This is a genomic window from Streptomyces sp. MnatMP-M17 (genome assembly GCF_900091995.1).
Classification (GTDB): Bacteria; Actinomycetota; Actinomycetes; order Streptomycetales; family Streptomycetaceae; genus Streptomyces.
This window is the reverse complement of the sequence record NZ_FMDK01000366.1, coordinates 1-20,760: the sequence shown is the minus strand read 5'-3', so window position 1 is coordinate 20,760 and position 20,760 is coordinate 1. Positions and strand designations below refer to the sequence as shown.

At 68.7% G+C, this 20,760-nt stretch carries 20 protein-coding genes; 11 read left to right on the top strand and 9 right to left on the bottom strand.

The annotated features are described in order from the left end of the window. The first annotated feature begins 413 nt into the window (after nt 1-413). The 4 genes from leuA (at nt 414) to GA0115259_RS17070 (ending at nt 4,854) form a co-directional block, all read left to right on the top strand. Nucleotides 414-2,183, top strand: coding sequence for a 2-isopropylmalate synthase (gene leuA, locus GA0115259_RS17085; protein ID WP_093597432.1), 1,770 nt, complete (start codon nt 414-416; stop codon nt 2,181-2,183). Nucleotides 2,184-2,379: 196 nt separating this feature from the next. Next, nucleotides 2,380-3,087: a TerB family tellurite resistance protein gene (locus GA0115259_RS17080; protein ID WP_093597451.1), complete on the top strand. Its 708-nt coding sequence runs from the start codon at nt 2,380-2,382 to the stop codon at nt 3,085-3,087. 136 nt (nt 3,088-3,223) lie between these two features. Further along, nucleotides 3,224-3,973 (top strand): DNA repair protein RecO, encoded by a 750-nt coding sequence (gene recO, locus GA0115259_RS17075; protein WP_093597429.1) that lies wholly within the window; start codon nt 3,224-3,226, stop codon nt 3,971-3,973. 44 nt (nt 3,974-4,017) lie between these two features. After that, the gene (locus GA0115259_RS17070; protein ID WP_093597426.1) at nt 4,018-4,854 is read left to right on the top strand and encodes an isoprenyl transferase; all 837 of its coding nucleotides are present in this window, start codon (nt 4,018-4,020) and stop codon (nt 4,852-4,854) included. Nucleotides 4,855-4,957: 103 nt separating this feature from the next. On the opposite strand, the gene GA0115259_RS17065 is transcribed toward GA0115259_RS17070, so the two are convergent. From GA0115259_RS17065 to GA0115259_RS17050, 4 genes are all read right to left on the bottom strand, one after another. Next, entirely contained in the window at nt 4,958-5,407 is a 450-nt protein-coding gene (locus tag GA0115259_RS17065) for a Fur family transcriptional regulator (RefSeq protein ID WP_093597423.1), read from the bottom strand. 84 nt (nt 5,408-5,491) lie between these two features. Beyond that, the gene (locus tag GA0115259_RS17060) at nt 5,492-6,421 is read right to left on the bottom strand and encodes a metal ABC transporter permease (protein ID WP_093597420.1); all 930 of its coding nucleotides are present in this window, start codon (nt 6,419-6,421) and stop codon (nt 5,492-5,494) included. Between the two features lie 2 nt (nt 6,422-6,423). After that, nucleotides 6,424-7,395, bottom strand: coding sequence for a metal ABC transporter ATP-binding protein (locus GA0115259_RS17055; RefSeq protein ID WP_237540112.1), 972 nt, complete (start codon nt 7,393-7,395; stop codon nt 6,424-6,426). A gap of 32 nt (nt 7,396-7,427) precedes the next feature. Then, complete coding sequence (locus GA0115259_RS17050) at nt 7,428-8,405, bottom strand: metal ABC transporter substrate-binding protein (protein WP_093597417.1); 978 nt, start codon at nt 8,403-8,405, stop codon at nt 7,428-7,430. Nucleotides 8,406-8,548: 143 nt separating this feature from the next. Here GA0115259_RS17050 and GA0115259_RS17045 point away from each other — a divergent pair, with 143 nt between their 5' ends. Both GA0115259_RS17045 and GA0115259_RS17040 read left to right on the top strand, forming a co-directional pair. After that, nucleotides 8,549-9,931 (top strand): glycine--tRNA ligase, encoded by a 1,383-nt coding sequence (locus tag GA0115259_RS17045; protein WP_093597414.1) that lies wholly within the window; start codon nt 8,549-8,551, stop codon nt 9,929-9,931. A gap of 122 nt (nt 9,932-10,053) precedes the next feature. Continuing rightward, complete coding sequence (locus GA0115259_RS17040) at nt 10,054-10,260, top strand: hypothetical protein (protein ID WP_093597411.1); 207 nt, start codon at nt 10,054-10,056, stop codon at nt 10,258-10,260. 67 nt (nt 10,261-10,327) lie between these two features. Here GA0115259_RS17040 and GA0115259_RS17035 read toward each other — a convergent pair whose 3' ends face one another. Then, a complete protein-coding gene (locus GA0115259_RS17035) occupies nt 10,328-11,008 on the bottom strand; it encodes a TetR/AcrR family transcriptional regulator (RefSeq protein ID WP_093597408.1) in 681 nt (226 codons plus the stop codon). A 126-nt stretch (nt 11,009-11,134) separates the two neighbouring features. Further along, entirely contained in the window at nt 11,135-12,166 is a 1,032-nt protein-coding gene (locus GA0115259_RS17030) for an aldo/keto reductase (protein ID WP_093597444.1), read from the bottom strand. Nucleotides 12,167-12,426: 260 nt separating this feature from the next. On the opposite strand from GA0115259_RS17030, the gene GA0115259_RS17025 reads away from it, so the two are divergent. Next, a complete protein-coding gene (locus GA0115259_RS17025) occupies nt 12,427-12,678 on the top strand; it encodes a DUF6243 family protein (protein WP_093597405.1) in 252 nt (83 codons plus the stop codon). 128 nt (nt 12,679-12,806) lie between these two features. On the opposite strand, the gene GA0115259_RS17020 is transcribed toward GA0115259_RS17025, so the two are convergent. Then, entirely contained in the window at nt 12,807-14,240 is a 1,434-nt protein-coding gene (locus GA0115259_RS17020; RefSeq protein WP_370748025.1) for an MFS transporter, read from the bottom strand. 264 nt (nt 14,241-14,504) lie between these two features. Between GA0115259_RS17020 and GA0115259_RS17015 the strand changes: the two genes are divergently transcribed. Together GA0115259_RS17015 and GA0115259_RS17010 are read left to right on the top strand one after the other, a co-directional pair. Continuing rightward, on the top strand, nt 14,505-14,699 hold the full coding sequence (locus GA0115259_RS17015) for a DUF1918 domain-containing protein (RefSeq protein ID WP_093597400.1): 195 nt from the start codon (nt 14,505-14,507) through the stop codon (nt 14,697-14,699). Nucleotides 14,700-14,887: 188 nt separating this feature from the next. After that, nucleotides 14,888-15,742, top strand: a complete 855-nt coding sequence (locus tag GA0115259_RS17010) for a helix-turn-helix transcriptional regulator (protein WP_093597397.1) — start codon at nt 14,888-14,890, stop codon at nt 15,740-15,742. Here the strand turns inward: GA0115259_RS17010 and GA0115259_RS17005 are convergent. Further along, on the bottom strand, nt 15,715-17,178 hold the full coding sequence (locus GA0115259_RS17005; RefSeq protein WP_093597394.1) for an MFS transporter: 1,464 nt from the start codon (nt 17,176-17,178) through the stop codon (nt 15,715-15,717). The two genes, GA0115259_RS17010 and GA0115259_RS17005, sit on opposite strands and share 28 nt — an antisense overlap. Nucleotides 17,179-17,226: 48 nt before the next feature. Between GA0115259_RS17005 and dusB the strand changes: the two genes are divergently transcribed. Then, nucleotides 17,227-18,423 (top strand): tRNA dihydrouridine synthase DusB, encoded by a 1,197-nt coding sequence (dusB, locus tag GA0115259_RS17000; protein WP_093597391.1) that lies wholly within the window; start codon nt 17,227-17,229, stop codon nt 18,421-18,423. A 21-nt stretch (nt 18,424-18,444) separates the two neighbouring features. Here dusB and GA0115259_RS16995 read toward each other — a convergent pair whose 3' ends face one another. Further along, the gene (locus GA0115259_RS16995) at nt 18,445-19,221 is read right to left on the bottom strand and encodes a GntR family transcriptional regulator (protein WP_093597388.1); all 777 of its coding nucleotides are present in this window, start codon (nt 19,219-19,221) and stop codon (nt 18,445-18,447) included. Between the two features lie 322 nt (nt 19,222-19,543). Here GA0115259_RS16995 and GA0115259_RS16990 point away from each other — a divergent pair, with 322 nt between their 5' ends. After that, complete coding sequence (locus GA0115259_RS16990; RefSeq protein ID WP_176732575.1) at nt 19,544-20,698, top strand: ABC transporter substrate-binding protein; 1,155 nt, start codon at nt 19,544-19,546, stop codon at nt 20,696-20,698. The last annotated feature ends 62 nt before the right edge of the window (nt 20,699-20,760 follow it).

Genomic DNA, 20,760 nt, shown 5'->3' with positions numbered 1-20,760 from the left:
GGGCGGGCCCGGAGACGGCCGGATCGTCCGCCCACGCGAGCTTGTCCAGCACATGCGGCGGCACGATGGTGCAGAAAACGGGAGTGATGGCGTCCATGAAGGCAATGTGGCACTCCGTCACGGAGATTGCACCCATTGCGACCAATGTTGCTGAAATGGAGTGATCTACGGACGCCTGGGGAATACCTTCGTGGATCGAGGAGAGGGCGGTTCCGGTTCCGCATTCTGATACGGACCGGCGAGGACCGCGCGGCTCGGCTAGGCTCCCTCGCATCATGCGTTTCGGGCTGCTTCTCCTTAGCTGCCGCGGCGAGGGCCTGTAGTCGTAGGCCGACCCCCTCCCCGCGGAGTCTGGCGTTGCGGTGATCGCGCCCCGTCGGCCGTCCCAGTGGACACACGAGGAGCCCTGCGCAATGTCCGAATCTTCCGTCGCCTCCGTCGGCAGCCCGACGCCCGTCACCAACGCGACGCACACCCAGCGCCCGTCCGGGATGCCCATCCACAAGTACGGCCGGTACGAGGCCGTGGACATCCCCGACCGCACCTGGCCCGACAACCGGATCACCGTCGCGCCGCGCTGGCTCTCCACCGATCTGCGCGACGGCAACCAGGCGCTGATCGATCCCATGTCACCGGCCCGCAAGCGGGAGATGTTCGATCTGCTGGTCCGTATGGGCTACAAGGAGATCGAGGTCGGCTTCCCGTCCTCCGGTGAGACCGACTTCGCCTTCGTACGGTCGATCATCGAAGAGGGCGCGGTCCCCGAGGACGTGACGATCTCCGTCCTGACGCAGGCGCGCGAGGAGCTGATCGAGCGTACGGTCGAGTCCCTGCGCGGCGCTCACCGCGCGACCGTCCATCTCTACAACGCCACCGCTCCCACCTTCCGCCGCGTCGTCTTCCGCGGCACGAAGGAGCAGGTCAGGCAGATCGCCGTGGACGGCACCCGGCTGGTGATGGAGTACGCGGAGAAGATCCTGGGCCCTGAGACCACCTTCGGCTACCAGTACAGCCCGGAGATCTTCACCGACACCGAGCTGGACTTCGCCCTGGAGGTCTGCGAAGGCGTCATGGATGTCTGGCAGCCCGAGGCCGGCCGGGAGATCATTCTCAATCTGCCTGCCACCGTGGAGCGTTCGACGCCGTCGACGCACGCGGACCGCTTCGAGTGGATGTCGCGGCATCTGTCGCGCCGTGAGTCCGTCTGTCTCTCCGTACATCCGCACAACGACCGCGGTACCGCCGTCGCCGCCGCCGAGCTGGCGCTGATGGCCGGCGCGGACCGGATCGAGGGCTGTCTGTTCGGCCAGGGCGAGCGCACCGGCAATGTCGATCTGGTGACCCTGGGCATGAACCTCTTCTCGCAGGGCGTCGACCCGCAGATCGACTTCTCGCAGATCGACGAGATCCGCCGGACCAGCGAGTACTGCAATCAGATGGAGATCCACCCGCGCCACCCGTATGCGGGTGATCTGGTCTACACCGCCTTCTCCGGCTCCCACCAGGACGCCATCAAGAAGGGCTTCGACGCGCGTGAGGCCGACGCCGCCGCGCGAGGCGTCACGGTCGAGGAGACCGAGTGGGCCGTGCCGTATCTGCCGATCGACCCGAAGGACGTGGGCCGCTCCTACGAGGCGGTCATCCGGGTCAACTCGCAGTCCGGCAAGGGCGGTATCGCCTACGTCCTGAAGAACGAGCACAAGCTGGACCTGCCGCGCCGGATGCAGATCGAGTTCTCCCGCATCATTCAGGCCAAGACCGACGCCGAGGGCGGCGAGGTCACACCCGGCCAGATCTGGTCCGTCTTCCAGGACGAGTACCTGCCCAACCCGGACAACGCCTGGGGCCGGATCCAGCTCCGCTCCGGCCAGAGCACGACTGGCACGGACGGCCGCGACACCCTGACCGTCCAGGCCGTCGTGGACGGTACGGAGACGGCGCTCACCGGCACCGGCAACGGTCCCATCTCCGCGTTCTTCGAGGCCCTGGCCGCCGTCGGAGTGGACGCCAGGCTCCTGGACTACCAGGAACACACGATGAGCGAGGGCGCGAGCGCCCAGGCCGCCTCGTACATCGAGTGCGCGATCGACGGAAAGGTGCTCTGGGGCATCGGGATCGACGCGAACACCACCCGGGCGTCACTCAAGGCGGTCATCTCCGCCGTCAACCGCGCGACCCGTTGACGGCGTCGGCAGAGTGCTCATGAGCCACTGATCCAAGCGTTCACCTGGGCGTTTACGAGCCCCGTCCACCGTTCGCGGTGGGCGGGGTTCAGCCATGTCGTGGCGATCTCACGCCGCGGTACTGACGGGGCCCGGGCGATGTGGCTAACATCACTCAACGCGGCAATGTTGCCGGAGCGTTACGGAGGTGCGCGACGTGCTGCCAGCTCAGGGATCAAGCGGCCGAAAAGTGTGCATCTGCGGCATTCGTACGTCCTGGAACACCGTCGGCGACGGCGAGTTCTTCTGTCCCGACTGCGGAGGCGACCGCAACTACCGCCGTCGCACCGGCCGTCGCCGGTTCACCGTCCTCGGCGTTCCTCTGCTCGCGCGCGGAGTCGCCGGCCCGGTGATCGAATGCGCGGCCTGCCACGCCCACTTCGGCACGGACATCCTCGATCATCCCACCACCATCCGCTTCTCCGCGATGCTCCGTGACGCCGTGCACACCGTCGCGCTCGCCGTCCTCGCGGCCGGCGGGATCTCCTCCCGTACGGTCAGGGAGACCGCGGTCCACACCGTCCGCGCGGCCGGATTCGAGGACTGCACGGAGGACCGGCTCACCGATCTGGTGGAGGCGCTCGCCGCCGACACCGGCCGGTTCGTCGTGGACCCGGATCTGGATCCGGGCCCGTGCGGCGCGGCGCTCGCCATCGAACTGCACGAGGCGCTGGAGCCGCTGGCGCCGCATCTCGCCCCGGCGGGCCGGGAGTCGATCGTGCTCCAGGGCGCCAGGATCGCCGTGGCGGACGGACCGTACAGCCCGGCGGAGCGCGAGGTGCTCAGCATCGTCGGCGGCGCGCTGCTGCTGTGCTCGGACGACACGGAGAGGCTGCTGCTGGCGGCATCGGGAACGCCCTCCTGAGAGCGGTCTGAGCGCCTCCTCAAGCGCCTGCTGAGCCGCCCTGCTGAGCCGCCGCCTGCGGCATATGACAGGCGGGTCTGTCCGGGCCCGTGCACGGGCGGCTCGGCGGCCCGTGCGCATGCGGGAGAATGACGCCATGAGTCTGTTCCGGGACGACGGCGTCGTGCTGCGCACCCAGAAGCTCGGTGAGGCCGACCGCATCATCACGCTTCTGACCCGCGGCCACGGCCGTGTCCGCGCCGTCGCCCGAGGCGTGCGGCGGACGAAGTCCAAGTTCGGGGCGCGGCTGGAGCCGTTCTCCCATGTCGATGTGCAGTTCTTCGCGCGCGGCAGTGAGCTCATCGGCCGTGGTCTGCCGCTGTGCACCCAGAGCGAGACCATCGCTCCGTACGGTGGCGGCATCGTCACCGACTACGCCCGCTACACCGCGGGGACGGCGATGCTGGAGACCGCCGAGCGCTTCACCGACCACGAGGGCGAGCCGGCCGTCCAGCAGTATCTGCTCCTGGTCGGCGGGCTGCGTACGCTCGCCCGTGGTGAGCACGCGCCTCATCTCATCCTGGACGCCTTTCTGTTGCGCTCCCTCGCGGTCAACGGATACGCGCCGAGCTTCGACGACTGCGCCAAGTGCGGACTCCACGGGCCCAATCGTTTCTTCTCCGTGGCGGCGGGCGGGGTCATATGCGGCGACTGCCGGGTGCCCGGCAGCGTCGTACCCTCTGCTGAGGCCGTCGGACTGCTGAGCGCGCTGCTGACCGGCGACTGGGAGACGGCTGACGCGTGCGAGGCGCGACATGTCAGGGAGGGCAGCGGGCTGGTGTCCGCCTATCTGCACTGGCACCTGGAGCGCGGTCTGCGCTCGCTCAGATACGTAGAGAAGAACTGATACGTAGCACTGATACACAGCGAAGATTTGGGAGACGAGAGCGCATGGCACGACGCGGATTCCTGGGACGTTCCCGCCGCGAGTACAAGACGCCCGAGCCGCACCCTTCGGGCGCGCGGCCACCGAAGATCCCCGCCGAGCTGGTGCCGCAGCATGTGGCGTGTGTGATGGACGGGAACGGCCGCTGGGCCAAGGAGCGCGGGCTGCCGCGCACCGAGGGCCACAAGGTCGGCGAGGGCGTCGTCCTAGATGTGCTCAAGGGCTGTCTGGAGATGGGCGTCAAGAACCTCTCCCTGTACGCCTTCTCCACCGAGAACTGGAAGCGCACGCCCGACGAGGTGCGCTTCCTCATGAACTTCAACCGCGATGTCATCCGGCGCCGCCGGGACGAGATGGACGAGCTGGGCATCCGGATCCGCTGGGTCGGCCGGATGCCCAAGATGTGGAAGTCGGTCGTCCAGGAGCTCCAGGTCGCGCAGGAGCAGACCAAGGACAACGACGCCATGACGCTCTACTTCTGCGTCAATTACGGCGGGCGCGCGGAGATCGCGGACGCGGCGCAGGCGCTCGCGGCGGATGTGGCGTCGGGCAAGCTCGATCCGGCCAAGGTGAATGAGAAGACGTTCGCGAAGTATCTCTACTACCCGGACATGCCGGACGTGGATCTCTTCCTGCGGCCCAGCGGCGAGCAGCGCACATCCAACTATCTGATCTGGCAGAGCAGTTACGCGGAGATGGTCTTCCAGGACGTGCTGTGGCCGGACTTCGACCGCAGGGATCTGTGGCGGGCCTGTCTTGAATTCGCCTCCAGGGACCGGCGCTTCGGCGGTGCGATGCCCAATCCGGACCAGCCGGAGATGGAGGAGTTTCCGCAGGGCTGAGCCGTCCGGCGCTCTTTCCCCGGGTGCCGTCTCCTCGGTTGCCGGGCCGGCTTCCCGCCCGCCCGGTACCCGGCACCCGACCGGACACGCGGTGATAGCTCCGCTAGTTCCGCGCGGCCTGGCCCGCGCACTCCGCGCATTCGGCGCAGGTGCCGAAGATCTCCACCGTGTGCGCCACGCTCACATATCCGTGCTGCGCCGCAATCGTCTCGGCCCACTGCTCCACCGCGGGTCCCTCGACCTCGACGGCCTTTCCGCAGACCCGGCAGACAAGATGGTGGTGGTGGTCGCCGGTCGAGCAGCGGCGGTAGACGGACTCGCCGTCGTTCGTCCGCAGCACATCGACCTCGCCGGCGTCGGCGAGGGACTGGAGCGTGCGGTACACCGTGGTCAGTCCGACCGAGTCACCGCGGTGCTTGAGCATGTCGTGGAGCTCCTGCGCGCTGCGGAACTCGTCGACCTCGTCGAGCGCCGCCGCCACCGCGGCACGCTGGCGGGTCGATCGGCCGCGCACGGGGGCCGCACTCGATCCACCGCTGGGCGCAGTCGTCACAGGTGCCTCCTTGCCTCTGCCCGAATCCACCGGGCACTGCCCGCTTCCCTCGGGCCATTCTGCCAGTTCGTGACCGGCTCGCGGTCAGACTGTGAGATCGTCCGTGGACCGGCGGCCGGCCGAACCGTCCTGAGCGGGCGTTACGCCGGGTATGCCCGCGGTCACGGTCTGCCCTGCCGCCTCGGCACTCCGCAGCGCCCTGGCCCGCCGTCCCGCCAACGGCGTGGCGAGGACCGTCAGCACCACGAAGACGCCGATCGCCAGCAGCACGATCGTCGCGCCCGGCGGTACGTCCTGGTAGTACGAGGTGACCGTACCGGCGAGCGTCACCGCCGTACCGATCACCACCGAGAGCACGAAGGTGACCGCGAACGACCGGGTGATCTGCTGGGCCGCCGCCACCGGCACCACCATCAGCGCGCTGACCAGCAGCAGTCCCACCACCCGCATGGCGACGGTGACCGTCACCGCGGCCGTGACCGCGATCAGCAGATTCAGCGCACGTACTGGCAGTCCGGTGACCCGGGCGAACTCTTCGTCCTGGCTGACCGCGAAGAGCTGGCGCCGCAGCCCCACCGTCACCAGCACCACAAAGGCGGCGAGCAGCGAGATCGCGGTCACGTCCGACGGTGAGACCGTCGACAGAGAACCGAAGAGATACGAACTGAGATTGGCGTTCGAGCCGTTCGGCGCGAGATTGATCAGCAGGACACCGCCGGCCATCCCGCCGTAGAAGAGCATCGCCAGCGCGATATCGCCGCGGGTGCGGCCGTACGCCCTGATCAGCTCCATCGTGATGGCACCGGCCACCGAGACCAGCGTCGCGGTCCACACCGGGCTGGCGGAGAGCAGAAAGCCCAGACCGACGCCGGTCATGGCGACATGGCCGATGCCGTCGCCCATCAGCGCCTGGCGGCGCTGCACAAGATAGATACCGACGGCGGGCGCGGTGATACCGACCAGCACGGCCGCGATCAACGCGCGCTGCATGAACGCGGTCTGGAGGAATTCCATGGTCAGGTCAGCAGTCCTGTACGGAGCGGCTCGCCGGCCGCGTGGGGATGGACATGATCGTGGCCGGGCAGGGCGTGCTGGCCGAGGGCCTGTGGCGGCGGCCCGTCGTGGGTCACACAGCCGTCGCGCAGCACCACCGCGCGGTCGATCAGCGGCTCCAGCGGGCCCAGTTCATGGAGGACGAGCAGCACGGTCGTACCGGCGGCCACCTGCTCGCGCAGCGTCGCCGCGAGGATGTCCTGGCTGGCCAGATCGACGCCCGCCATCGGCTCGTCCATGATCAGCAGCTCGGGCCCGGCGGCGAGCGCCCTGGCTATCAGTACACGCTGGTGCTGGCCGCCGGAGAGCGCGTCCACGGAGTCCTTGGCGCGGTCGGCCAGCCCGACCAGCTCGATGGCCTCCTGGACGGCCGCGCGGTCGGCCTTGGAGGGCGGGCGGAACTTCGTACGGGAGAGCCGGCCGGAGGAGACGACCTCGTGGACGGTCGCGGGCACTCCGCTCGCCGCGGTGGTGCGCTGCGGTACGTAACCGACGCGCGCCCAGTCGCGGAAGCGGCGCAGCGGTGTCGAGAAGAGCGATATCTCGCCACCGGTCAGCGGGACCTGGCCGATCACGGAACGTACGGCGGTGGACTTGCCGGAACCGTTGGCGCCGAGGAGGGCGACGACCTCACCGCGGTGCACGGTGAGGTCGATACCGCGCAGCACGGTGCGGGAGCCGAGCGTGGCGGTGGCACCGCGGACGGAGACGACCGGCGCGAGCCGCTGAGCAGCGGGTCCTCCGTCCGCGGTGGCTGTGGTCCCGGCCGTCTCCGAAGCACGCCGGGGGCCGGGCATCGAGAGGCGGTCCTCGGGGCTACCGGTCCCGGCGGGACGGGTGCCCGTGCCGGTGTGCGCCGTCGCGGCCTCAGGCGCTTGCGCGGTCTCCGGCGCTCGTGCCTCTCGGGCCTGTTTGCCGCTCTCCGTGGTCGCCATGTGCCGTGCCTCCGTTGCTGCCGTCGGCCGGTTCATTTCGCGCCGAGTGCCTTTTGCAGCGCGGCGAGGTTGGCCTGCATGACCTCGATGTAGTCATCGCCCTTGGACCGGTCCGTAATTCCTTCCAGCGGGTCCAGGACGTCCGTCTTCAGTCCCGAGTCCGCCGCGATGGTCTTGGCGGTCCTGTCGCTGGCGAGCGTCTCGAAGAATACGGTGCTGACCTTGTCCTGCTTCGCGATGGTCTCCAGTTCCTTGATCCGGGCCGGACTGGGCTCGGCCTCCGGATCGATACCGGCGATCGCCTCCTGCTCCAGGCCGTAGCGCTCCGCGAGATAACCGAAGGCGGCGTGGGTGGTGATGAAGGTCTTGGTGGAGGTGTCCGTGAGGCCCTGCTTGAACGCGGTGTCCAGCGCGCCGAGCTTGCCGACCAGCGCGTCCGTGTTCTTCCGGTACGCGTCCGCGTTGTCCGGGTCGGCCTTCTCCAGGGCGGCGCCGACGCCCTGGGCGACCTCGGCGTACTTCACCGGGTCGAGCCAGATGTGCGGATCGTTGCCGTCCGGAGTGCCCTCCTCGGCCGCGTGCTCGTCGGCGCTGTGCTCGTCGCCGCCGTGGACATGCCCGACCTCGGTGCCGTGCTTCTCCAGCGCGGTCAGGGAGGCCGCGTCGACGATCTGTCCCACTCCGGACTGGTCGATGGCCTTGTCCACGGCGGGCTGGATACCCTTGAGATAGAGAATGACGTCCGATTCGCCGAGCTCGGCGGTCTGCCGGGGCTTCAGCTCAAGATCGTGCGGCTCGACGCCCGGCTTGGTGAGGGTGGTGACCGAGACATGATCACCGCCGATCTGCTGGGCCAGGAATTCCATCGGGTAGAACGACGCCGTGACCGCGAGCTTGTCACCGCTCTTCTGGTCGGCGGCGTCGGAGGAGGAGCAGGCGGACAGCGCCACCAGACCGAGCGTGACAGCTCCGGCGAGGGTGGCGGTGGGTATCAGGCGTCGTGCGTTCATGACAGTCATTTTCAACAAAACTGGAAACGATTGTCAACAAGCGGCGGGTATGTCTCTTCCCGCGCACCGATTTGATCGAAGGGGTGCGCCCGCCGCTAATCTGAAGCATTCGCGTTCGTCGTCGTCGTAATGAAGAGAGCACCGTGGCCGCCGACAAGATCGACACCATCGTCAACCTGAGCAAGCGCCGTGGCTTCGTCTACCCGTCCAGTGAGATCTACGGTGGGCAGAAAGCCGCCTGGGACTACGGGCCGCTCGGAGTCGAGCTGAAGGAGAACATCAAGCGCCAGTGGTGGCGCTACATGGTCACCTCGCGCGAGGACGTTGTCGGTATCGACTCATCGGTGATCCTGGCCACGGAGGTCTGGGAGGCGTCCGGTCACGTCGCGACCTTCACCGATCCGCTCACCGAGTGCACCTCCTGCCACAAGCGGTTCCGTGCGGACCATCTTGAAGAGGCGTACGAGGAGAAGCACGGCAAGGCCCCCGCGAATGGCCTCGCCGACCTCAACTGCCCCAACTGTGGCAACAAGGGCACCTTCACCGAGCCTAAGCAGTTCTCCGGTCTGCTCTCCACCCACCTCGGCCCCACGCAGGACACCGGCTCGGTCGCCTACCTCCGGCCCGAGACCGCGCAGGGCATTTTCACCAACTTCGCCCAGGTCCAGCAGACTTCGCGCAAGAAGCCGCCGTTCGGTATCGCGCAGATGGGCAAGTCCTTCCGGAACGAGATCACTCCGGGCAACTTCATCTTCCGCACGCGTGAGTTCGAGCAGATGGAGATGGAGTTCTTCGTCAAGCCGGGCGAGGACGAGCAGTGGCAGGAGTACTGGATGGAGCAGCGCTGGAACTGGTACCGCGACCTTGGTCTCCGTGAGGAGAACATGCGCTGGTTCGAGCACCCGAAGGAGAAGCTCTCCCACTACTCCAAGCGCACCGCCGACATCGAGTACCGCTTCTCGTTCGGCGGCAGCGAGTGGGGCGAGCTGGAGGGCGTCGCCAACCGCACCGACTACGACCTCAACGCGCACTCCAAGGCGTCCGGTCACGACCTGGTGTACTTCGACCAGGAGGCCGGCGAGCGCTGGACTCCGTATGTGATCGAGCCGGCCGCCGGTGTCGGCCGCGCGATGCTCGCCTTCCTCCTCGACGCGTACAACGAGGACGAGGCGCCCAACGCCAAGGGCGTGCTGGAGAAGCGCACCGTGATGCGGCTCGACCCGCGCCTCGCGCCGGTCAAGGTGGCCGTGCTGCCGCTCTCCCGCAACGCGCAGCTCTCGCCGAAGGCCAAGGGCCTCGCCGAGGACCTGCGGCGCAACTGGAACATCGAGTTCGACGACGCGGGCGCCATCGGCCGTCGCTACCGCCGGCAGGACGAGATCGGTACGCCGTTCTGTGTGACCGTCGACTTCGACACCCTCGACGACAACGCGGTGACCGTGCGCGAGCGCGACACGATGAAGCAGGAGCGTGTCTCGCTGGACCAGATCCAGAGCTATCTCGGTGGCCGGCTGATGGGCTGCTGACCGACCGCTGATCGCGGCCGGTGACCGCCCGACGGTCACGGTCGTGGCTCGAAGCCCCCGGTTCCACCACGGAACCGGGGGCTTCGTTGCACACTGGGCCCACGCGTCAACAGGAGGCACGGATGCCGTCCACGACCACCAGCAAGGTCAGCAGATGGGATCAGCACGGACGTGAACATGTCGTACGCGTCCAGAAGGCGGGTGTACAGCGGTCGTTGATCTGTGACACCTGCGGCTGGCACAAGAACGCGCAGTTCCTGCCGTGGCTGAAGGCACAGGAACATCTCACCGAGGCCCACCAGGCGACGGTGGACCCGGCCGGCGGCTGACGAGCGGGAGCCGCGGCTCCAAGGCGGCCTGCGGCGGCGTGGATACGCTCGTCGCGCGCCGCCCCGCTCAGGGCCGCAGACCGCGCAGCACCAGATCGCAGACGGCGCTGAACTCGTCGTCGATCGTGGGCTTCCGCCACTCCGGCGCATACGCGGGATCGTGGAAGCGGGCCGTGGCGGCGAAGACCGCGCCCGCCGTCGTGGCCGGGTCCGCCGCGACGAACTCGCCCGCCCGTACGCCCTCTTCGACGATCCGAGTGAGCTGGCGCGTCAGCTCGGTGAGATGCGCGTCGACCACACCACTGCTCTCGTCGATGAGCCCCGAGAAGGTCGCGAACAGCTCGGGATCGTCGCCCGCCTTGTGGCGCTTGGTGTCGAAGAGCGTCAGCAGCCAGTCCCGCAGCTTCTCCGGTCCGGGCTCGGGCACCCGCTCCACGTCCGGACCGGCCTGCGCCTCGGCCTTCGGACCGGCCTGCGCCTCCGTCCCCGGCCCGGCTCCAGGCCCAGCGCCCGGCTTCCGCGCTCCCTCCGTGATCCGCGCCAGCGCCACTTCCGTACGGCTCAGCCAGCGCGCGGTGACCGCCTCGCGCAGCGCCGCCTTCGTACGGAAGTGCCGGTAGACACTGCCATGGCTGACGCCGAGCACCCGGGCCACATCGAGGACCGTGGCCTTCGCCGGCCCGTAACGGCGCAGCACCTCCTCGGTGGCTTCGAGGATCCGCTCGGCGGTCAGGCTCTCGGTGGCCATGGATGTCCGACCTTTCGTGGCCCGTACGGCGGGAGGCTCATACGGCGGGACGCGACAGATGACATTACCTGTCAGGTCCGACAACCCGACGGGTGAGCCGTCGCGGTCGGCACCGGCTGTGGGGGGTCATCGCTCGCTGTCGAGGTGTGCCATCTGGGCGGTCGGATAGCGGTCGCCCGCGGCGGCGTCGGCCGGCACCGCGCGCTCGATGGCGGCGAGATCCTCCGCGTCCAGCGTGAGCCCGACGGCGCCCAGGGCCTCGGTCAGCCGGTCCCGGCTGCGCGCGCCGACGAGCGGCACGATGTCCTCGCCACGGGAGAGCACCCAGGCGATGGCGATCTGGGCGACGGTGACGCCCTTCTGCTCGGCGATCTTCCGCAGGGACTCCACCAGCCCGAGGTTGTGTTCGAGATTGTCACCCTGGAAGCGCGGGCTCACCGCACGGAAGTCGGTCGGGCCCAGCGCCCGGTCGCGGGTGAAGTGGCCGCTGATCAGCCCGCGCGAGAGCACGCCGTACGCCGTCACACCGATGCCCAGCTCACGGACGGTGGGCAGGATCTCTGCCTCGATACCGCGTGAGATCAGTGAATACTCGATCTGGAGATCGCAGATCGGGGCCGTGGAGGCCGCGCGGCGGATGGTTCCGCTGCCGGCCTCGGAGAGACCGATATGGCGGACATGACCCGCCTGCACCAGCTCGGCGATGGCGCCGACGGTCTCCTCGATCGGGACGTCGGGATCGATCCTGGCGATCCGGTAGATGTCGATGTGATCGGTGCCGAGGCGCCGCAGGGAGTACGCGGCGAAGTTCTTCACGGCCGCCGGACGGCCGTCATAGCCGCTCCAGCCGCCGTCCGGATCGCGAAGGGCGCCGAACTTGACGCTGATCAGGGCCCGTTCACGCGCGGCGGCCGGAGCGGTGCTCAGTGCCTCGTTGATCAACAGCTCGTTGTGGCCCATTCCGTAGAAGTCGCCCGTGTCGAGCAGTGTGATGCCCGCGTCCAGGGCCGCGTGGATGGTGGCGATCGACTCGGCGCGGTCGCCTTCGCCGTACATCCCGGACATGCCCATGCAGCCGAGGCCGATGGCGGCGGTCAGCGGGCCGGTGGTGCCGAGGCGGCGGGCGGGAAGGGCGGGACTGGCGTGATTGGCGGCCATGGCGTGTTCCTCCATGTGGATCGCGGTGGATCGGAGTGGGCCGGGAGTGACACCGACAACCATGACATGGCGGATGACAGATTTCAATTTCTGTCAGCCGCTATGGCTGATGCTCGCCAAAATTGCGTTACGTCCGGGTCCCGGCCGGTGGTAGCGTCACTGGCATGTTCTTCCAGATCTACGAGTGAGAGCGCGGCGGTCACGGCCCGCCCCCCACCGACGAATCCGCAGATCACTTCTCATCACTTCGGGAGAACCCCGTGGCAAAGAGCCGCAACAACCTTCTCGGCGTGGGCGGACAGCGCAAGAAGCTGTCCCGCGCCGATCAGCAGGGCAACGGCCCCGCGCGTAACGCCGACCGCAAGGCCGCCGCCGACCAGAAGGCGGAGCTGCTGCGCAAGATGCGCGAGCGTGCCGCCGGACAGGGCGAGGGCGAGGGCGCAGAGGACACCGCGCCGGCGCCGGAGACGGCCGAAGGATCCACCGCGCAGGGATCCACCGCGCAGGACTGACGCACGGCACTGATACAGAGATGGGCGACGGGCCCGGACCACCTCGGTCCGGGCCCGTCGGCGTGCTCGGCGTGCCCGGCGTGCGCGATGCACCGATCGGCCCCTACGGCACGTTCCCTGTGCCGGCGTCAGCCCACCGAGCGCGGCAGCCGCAGACTGAGCAGTCCCGTCAGGACGACCAGTCCGAGCTGTGTCAGCAGAGTGATCACCAGAGCGTCCCGCATCCCCATCGCGGCGGTCAGCGAGAGGAAGAGCGAGCCCAGCGTCGCCACACCGAGCGCCAGCGCGGACTGCTGGCCGGTGACCATCACTCCGCTGCCCACTCCGGCCCGCTCCGACGGGATGTCGGAGAGCACGATCCGGATGATGACCGGCAGTTGGAAGCCCTGGCCGAGACCGGCCAGCGCGACGCCGGGCAGCAGTTCCGTTACGCCGACCGAGGGCCAGCGGCTCCAGAGGGTAAGCACCAGCAGGGCGACACCGACCGTCTGGGACACCGCGCCCGCCGTCACCACCAGGCTGCCGTAGCGTCGTACCAGCCGCGGTCCGGCCAGCGAGGCGGCGAAGAACGCCACCGCCATCGGCACCAGCGCGATGCCCGCCGTGACCGCTCCCATGCCGAGGCCCTGCTGAAGCGCGATCGCGATCACGAACATGAAGCCGCCGAAGCCGATCGAGAAAGGCAGCAGCAGTGTCAGTCCACGGCGGAGCGTGACCAGTGCGAGCAGACTCGGCGGTACGAGCGGCGTCCTGCCCTGCCGGTCGGCCCGGCGCTCCACGCGGACAAAGGCGTACGCGGCGACCGGGAACGCGGCGAGCGAGATCCATGTCCAGACCGGCCAGCCGGCCGCCCTGCCCTCCGTGAGCGGCGCCAGCAGCGTCACCAGCGAGACGGCCAGCAGAATCGTTCCCGGCGTGTCGATGGGCGCGGGCCGCTGCGAGCGGGTCTCCGGCACGGAACGGAACGCCAGGACCAGACCGAGCAGCGCGACCGGCACATTCACCAGGAAGATCGCGCGCCAGCCGCTGCCGGCGATATTCGCGGAGACCAGTACGCCGCCGAGGATCTGGCCCGCCACCATCGCGAGGCCGGCGGTGGCGCCGTACAGACTGACCGCCTTGGCGCGGCGCTGTCCGCTGGTCGAGGCATGGATCGTGGCCAGCACCTGCGGCAGCATCAGCGCGGCGGCGGCGCCCTGGGCGACCCGGGCGCCGACCAGCGTCCAGGCGTTGGGCGCGATACCGCAGATGAGCGAGGTGAGGCCGAAGGCGGCCATACCGGCGAGGAAGAGCCTGCGCCGGCCGAACATGTCGCCGAGCCGGCCGCCGAGCACGAGCAGCACGGCGTACGCGAGCCCGTATCCGGCCACCACCAGTTCGAGAAGGGCGGGACCGGCGGCCAGATCGTGGTCGATGGTCGGCAGGGCGACATTGACGATGAAGAAGTCGATCAGTGGAAGTGACGCACCGAGCAGCACGGTGAAGAGACCGAGCGTGCCCAGCACCGAACCATGGTCATGGACGACAGGAGATCCGCCCGAGGCCCCGTCCGGAGCGGCCACGCCGGTGGACGGGACCGCAACCGGGGCCGTTGCCGCGTTCGGGGTGTTTTTCGCGGAAGCTGTACTCACGGCTACCACAATCGCGCGACACTCACCCTGGTACCAGAGTGTCTTTATCCTGGTACATGAACTACCCGGCACGGGCCGAGAGGTCCGCCGAGGTCCGCGGAGATGCTCAGGGCGACACGGAACCGGACATTCCGTACACTGATGATCACAGCCAGTGACATGGATGGGCGTCGATGAGCGGCTTGGGAGTGCGGCATGAAAGCAAGCAAGGGTGACCGCCTGGTGATGCACGGCAGGGTGGTCGGCAAGCACGACCGTGTCGTGGAGATCGTGGAGGTGCTGGGGCCGAACGGGACGCCGCCCTTCAAGGTGCGCGGTGAGGACGGCCATGAGTCGATTGTCTCGCCGGGCCCCGACTCGGCGGTGGAGTCGCGCGGAAAGCGCAAGTGAAGCGACGTACGCGAGTGAAGCAACGCCATTGAGGCAAGGAGCACATGCGGTGCGTGCCTTCCGCGCGCACCGCTCGTCATGCGCTCGGCTCATGTGCTCGACTCTTGCGCTCAGCCTGGTACCTACGGGGCTCATCCTGGTACTCACACCACCTGGCAATGGTCTGGGACATACGGCACGCTGGGAGGATGACCACGGCTGTACAGGAAACGGACATCCGCCGCCATGAGCTGGCCGCCTTTCTGCGCAGCCGCCGCGAGCGCATCATGCCCGAGCAGGTGGGCCTCGCCCGCGGCAGCCGGCGCCGTACGCCCGGACTGCGGCGGGAGGAGGTCGCCCAGCTCTCCGCTGTCGGTGTCACCTGGTACACCTGGCTGGAGCAGGCCCGTCCCATCCAGGTCTCCGTGCAGGTGCTCGAAGCGCTTGCCCGCGCGCTGCTGCTCGACCGCAGCGAGCGCGCGCATCTCTTCGCGCTCGCCGGCGCCGTCGATCCCGCTCCCGGGACGCCCTGCCCGACCGTCACGCCCGCGCTGCGGCGGATGCTGGAGCGCCTTGAGCCCTATCCGGCGTGCGTGCAGAACGGGCGGTACGACATCCTCGCGTACAACCGCACCTATGGGCATCTGATGTGCGATCTGGACGCGCTGGCGCCCGAGGACCGCAATTGCATGTGGCCGGCCTTCACCAATGAGGAATGGCGCGCCGCGCTCGGCAATCGCGACGAGACGATCCGGGTGATGGCGGCCAAGTTCCGGGCCGCCATGGCCGAGCATCTCGCGGAGCCCGCGTGGAAGACGCTGCTCGGACGGCTGCGCTCCGCCTCCTCGGAGTTCCGGGAGATCTGGGAGCGGCACGAAGTGGTCGCCGTCGGCGACAAGACCAAGCGGTTCGTCAACGCCCGGGTGGGACAGCTCAATCTGGAGCACACCAACCTCTGGCTCGGACCGTCCTCAGGGCCCCGGCTGGTCAGCTATGTCCCGGTGGACGACGAGTCCAGGGCCCGGCTCGAACGGCTTCACGACTTGATGCCCGCGGCGGTCTGAGCACCGGCCGGCTCCAGCCGTTCCGCCGTGTGCCGCGCTGTTCTACGGGCCCACGCGCCGCTGGTCAGCGCGCCGATGAGCAGGACGCACAGACCGCAGGCGGTGATGATCCACCAGGCCGGCCGGCTCGCGTCCGTAAAGCTCGCCGCGTAGGTCGCGGAGGAGGCGGCGCCGGCCACTCCGCCCGCCAGCACCGCGCCGATCACCGCGACACCGAGCGTCCCGCCGATCTGACGGCTGGTGGAGGCGACCGCGGCGGCGACGCCCGCCTGGGAGCGCGGCATCCCGGAGACGGCGGTATTGGTGATCGGCGCGTTCACCATGCCGAAGCCCAGACCGAACAGGACATAGCCGGTGAACAGCAGCGCGTTTGTCGCCTCCGCGTCGCTCGTGGCGAACAGGAGTCCGCTCGCCGTCATCGCGGTCCCGGCGACCAGCAACGAGAGCCGAGGGCCGCGGCTGCCGACGAGCCGGCCCGACAGCGGCGCGCAGAGGAAGGTCAAGGTCGCCATCGGCAGCATGTAGAGCCCGGCGTGCAGCGCGGACAGTCCTCGTACGTTCTGGAGATAGAGCGTGTTGAGGAAGAGGAAGCCGCTGAGCGCGGCGAAGGCGCAGACGGCGATCACGGTCGCTCCGCTGAAGGGCGCGCTGCGGAAGAAGCGCAGATCGATCAGCGGCTCCGCGCGCCTCGGCTCGTACAGCGTCAGACCGATCAGGGAGAGGGCCGAGACGGCGGCGAACGACAGGATCAGCGGCGAGGTCAGCCCGGCCACGGGCGCCTCGATGATCGCGTAGGTCAGGGCGCCGAGTACGCCGATGACCAGAAGCTGGCCCACGGGATCGGGACGGCGCGGCTTCGGAGCACGGGACTCCGGGACATAGCGCCAGGTCAGCAGGAGCGCGGCGAGACCGATCGGGAGATTGATCCAGAAGATCGACCGCCAGCCGACCGAGTCCACCAGCAGCCCGCCGACCAGCGGTCCCGCCGCCATGGAGACACCGACGACGGCGCCCCAGGCACCGATGGCGCGGGCGCGCTCGCGTGGTTCGGTGAAGGTGTTGGTGATGATCGACATCGCGACCGGATTGAGCATCGAGCCGCCGACGGCCTGCACCATACGGAAGGCGACCAGCGATTCGAGGTTCGGCGCGAGGGAGCAGAGCAGCGAGCCGAGCGTGAAGAGGACGAGCCCGATCTTGAAGACGCGGCGGCGGCCTATTCGGTCGGCCGTGGAGCCCGAGAGCATCAGGAGCGAGGCGAGAACGAGCGTGTACGCGTCGATCGTCCACTGGAGCCCGGAGACGGAGGCGTGCAGCTCACGCTGGATGGAGGGCAGGGCGACATTGAGGACGGTGTTGTCCAGGCTGACGAGCAGCAGACTCATACAGCAGATGGCGAGGACAAGGAGGCGCCGCCGGTGGCTCAGCTCGGGCATACGTCGATAGTACGGCTAACTAATGACCTCAGTCATACGCGGCGCGTCATGCGGGACAATGGCCGGATGACCGCTTCACTCGCCGCGCTCGCCGCCTCTCCTCTCGCCATCGGGCCGCACACCGTGTGTCCGCCGGTGGTGCTCGCGCCCATGGCCGGGATCACGAACGCGCCGTTCCGGACGCTGTGCCGTGAATTCAGCGGCGGCAAAGGGCTGTTCGTGAGCGAGATGATCACCACACGGGCGCTGGTCGAGCGCAACGAGAAGACCATGCAGCTCATCCGCTTCGACGCGACCGAGACTCCGCGCTCGATCCAGCTCTACGGAGTGGATCCGGTGACCGTCGGCAAAGCGGTCCGGATGATCGTGGACGAGGATCTGGCCGATCACGTCGATCTCAACTTCGGCTGCCCGGTGCCCAAGGTGACACGGAAGGGCGGCGGTTCGGCCCTTCCGTACAAGCGCCCGCTGCTGCGCGCGATTCTGCATGAGGCGGTGTCCAACGCCGGAGAGCTGCCCGTGACGATGAAGATGCGCAAGGGCATCGACGACGATCACCTCACTTATCTGGACGCCGGGCGGATCGCGGTCGAGGAGGGCGTCACGGCGATCGCGCTGCACGGCAGGACGGCCGCGCAGCACTACGGCGGTACGGCGGACTGGGACGCGATCGCGCGGCTCAAGGAGCATGTCCCGGAGATCCCGGTGCTCGGCAACGGCGACATCTGGTCGGCGCGGGACGCGCTGCGGATGATGCGCGAGACCGGCTGCGACGGAGTCGTCGTAGGGCGCGGCTGTCTGGGCCGGCCCTGGCTCTTCGGCGATCTGGTCGCGGCCTTCGAGGGTACGGATCCCGAGGCCGGAGGCCATGAGGCCATCTTGGCGCGCCCGGCGCTGCGGGAGGTCGCGGCGGTCATGCGGCGCCATGCGGAGCTGCTGGGGGAGTGGCTCGGGGACGAGGCGCGTGGCGTGATCGACTTCCGTAAGCACGTGGCCTGGTATCTGAAGGGCTTCTCGGTCGGCTCGCAGCTCCGCAGGGAACTGGCGGTCACCTCGTCCCTGGCCGAGCTGGACGCGCTGCTGTCGGGGCTCGATCTCGACCAGCCGTGGCCCGACGGCGCGGACGGGCCGCGCGGCCGTACGTCCGGCAACAACCGGGTCGTCCTGCCGGACGGCTGGCTGAAGGACCCGTACGACTGCGCGGGCGTCGGCGCGGAGGCCGAGCTGGACACCTCGGGCGGCTGAGGTCTCCGTAGGCGCCCGTGACTATGCCGCCGGGCGCGGCGGCTGCGGAGTGACGTCCGGGCCCGCTTGGCGCTCCAGCGGCGCCGCCGCCGCGGAGTTGCTCACACTGAAGGCAACACTGCCCGCGCGGTAGCGGTCGTCCGTCCACTCGATCGGCCGGCCCGCGGCCGTGTATGTGAGATGGCGCTGGCGCAGCAGCGGGCTGCCCCGGCGGACCCGCAGCAGCCGCGCGTCCTCGCTGCCCGCCGCGACGGCGTCGATCAGATGCTCGCCGTAGTGGGCGACGATGTCCGCGTTCTCCGCGATGCTGTTCATGATCGACACGACATCCTCGGGCAGCGCGCGCACGACCGGCGCCACCCAGTCCGTGTACGCGGTCCGTTCGACCATCACGGGCTCGCCGTCGAGCCGGCGCAGCCGTACGACGTACAGCACCTCGCTGCCCGGCGCGACTCCGAGGCGCGCGGTCTCCTCGGTGGTGGCGGGCCGTGCCGTACGGCTGAGAATGCGGCTGGAGACCTCGGAGCCCATCGCCTGCGCCCACTGCGCGAAGCTGTTGAGCTGCTGGAAGCTGTGCCGGCGCTCCTGGCGCAGTACGACACGCCGCGCTCCCTGCCGGGAGCCGATCAGCCCGTCCGAGGCGAGCAGCCCCACCGCCTGCCGTACCGTGCCGCGCGAGACCGACCAGCGGGCCGCGAGATCGCTCTCCGAGGGCAGCCGGGCGCCGACCGGATACTCGCCGCCCAGGATCGACTGCCGCAGCGCCTCCGCGATCTCCAGATACCGCGAACTGCCCACGCCTGCCCCCATCGATGACACGGATGACACAACTGTTGAATAACGAACTGTGCACAGGTGCGCCTACCTGCCGCGGACCTGGCTCTCACTCTAACCGCACGTCCTATCAGGTGTCCGGACCCCGGGATGCCCTGTTGAGCGTCAATTCTTCCTGAAATACTCCCTGAAAAGCTGTGCCGACCAGCTAGTTGTAAGGATTGGTCTTCCTCGGGCCGTGCTGTCGCCGCCATCATTCGTTCACTCCGGAGTCATCTGGACCGGGCGAACTGATGCCAGCTTGTATGAACAAGTGACACCCTCTCTTCGCTCCGGGAGACACCGCGTGACCCGAATCCGCGTCCGCGCCAACGGCCGGCTGGCAGCCGCCCTGGCGCTCAGCACCGCCGCGCTCACCGTGCTCACCGCCTGTGGTGCGGCACCCGAGGAATCCGCCAAGACCGCCGACTCCGCCGCCGCCACCTCCGCCGCCGACTTCGGCGGACTGAAGGACCTGGTCGCCGCAGCCGAGAAGGAGGGCGAGCTGAACGCGATCGCCCTTCCGCCGGACTGGGCGAACTACGGCGAGGTCATCAAGGCGTTCGAGGCCAAGTACAAGATCAAGGTCAACAGCGAGAACCCGGACGGTTCCAGCTCCGACGAGATCGCCGCCGTCAAGTCCCGCAAGGGCCAGGACCGCGCTCCCGACGTGCTCGACCTCGGTATCGCCTTCGCCCGCAGCGGTGCGGCCGAGAACCTCTTCGCGCCGTACAAGGTCGAGGCCTGGGACAAGATCCCCGACGCCCAGAAGGAGAAGGACGGCCGCTGGTTCAACGACTACGGCGGCTATGTCTCCATCGGCTGCGACGCCTCCCGTATCAAGACCTGCCCGGAGACCTTCGCCGATCTCCTCAAGCCCGAGTACAAGGGCAAGGTGGCGCTCAACGGCAATCCCACCAAGTCCGGTTCGGCCTTCGGCGGTGTCTATGCGGCGGCCCTCGCCAACAAGGGCTCCTTCGGCGACATCCAGCCCGGTATCGACTTCTTCGGCAAGCTGAAGAAGAACGGCAACTTCATTCCCGTCGAGTCCACCCCGGCCACGGTCGAGAAGGGCGAGACGCCCATCTCCATCGACTGGGACTACCTCAACGCCAGTTACGCCGACCAGTTCAAGGGCAAGGGCGTGGACTGGAAGGTCGCCATCCCGAGCGACGGCGTCTACGCGCAGTACTACTCGCAGGCCATCAACAAGGACGCGCCGCACCCGGCCGCCGCCCGGCTGTGGATGGAGTTCCTCTACAGCGCCGAGGGCCAGAACCTCTGGCTGAAGGGCTACGCCCGTCCCGTGCTGCTGCCCGCCATGACCACGGACGGCACGGCCGACAAGACCTTCGTCGCCAAGCTCCCGCAGGTCGAGGGAACACCGACCTTCCCCGAGTCCGCCGAGCTGGACAAGGCCAACGCCACCCTCGCCGAGAACTGGGACAAGGCCGTCTCCTGATGACTGCCCCCACCCCGACCGTCTCCACCCCGCCCGTGGCGGGCGCCGCCGACGGCAGTCGC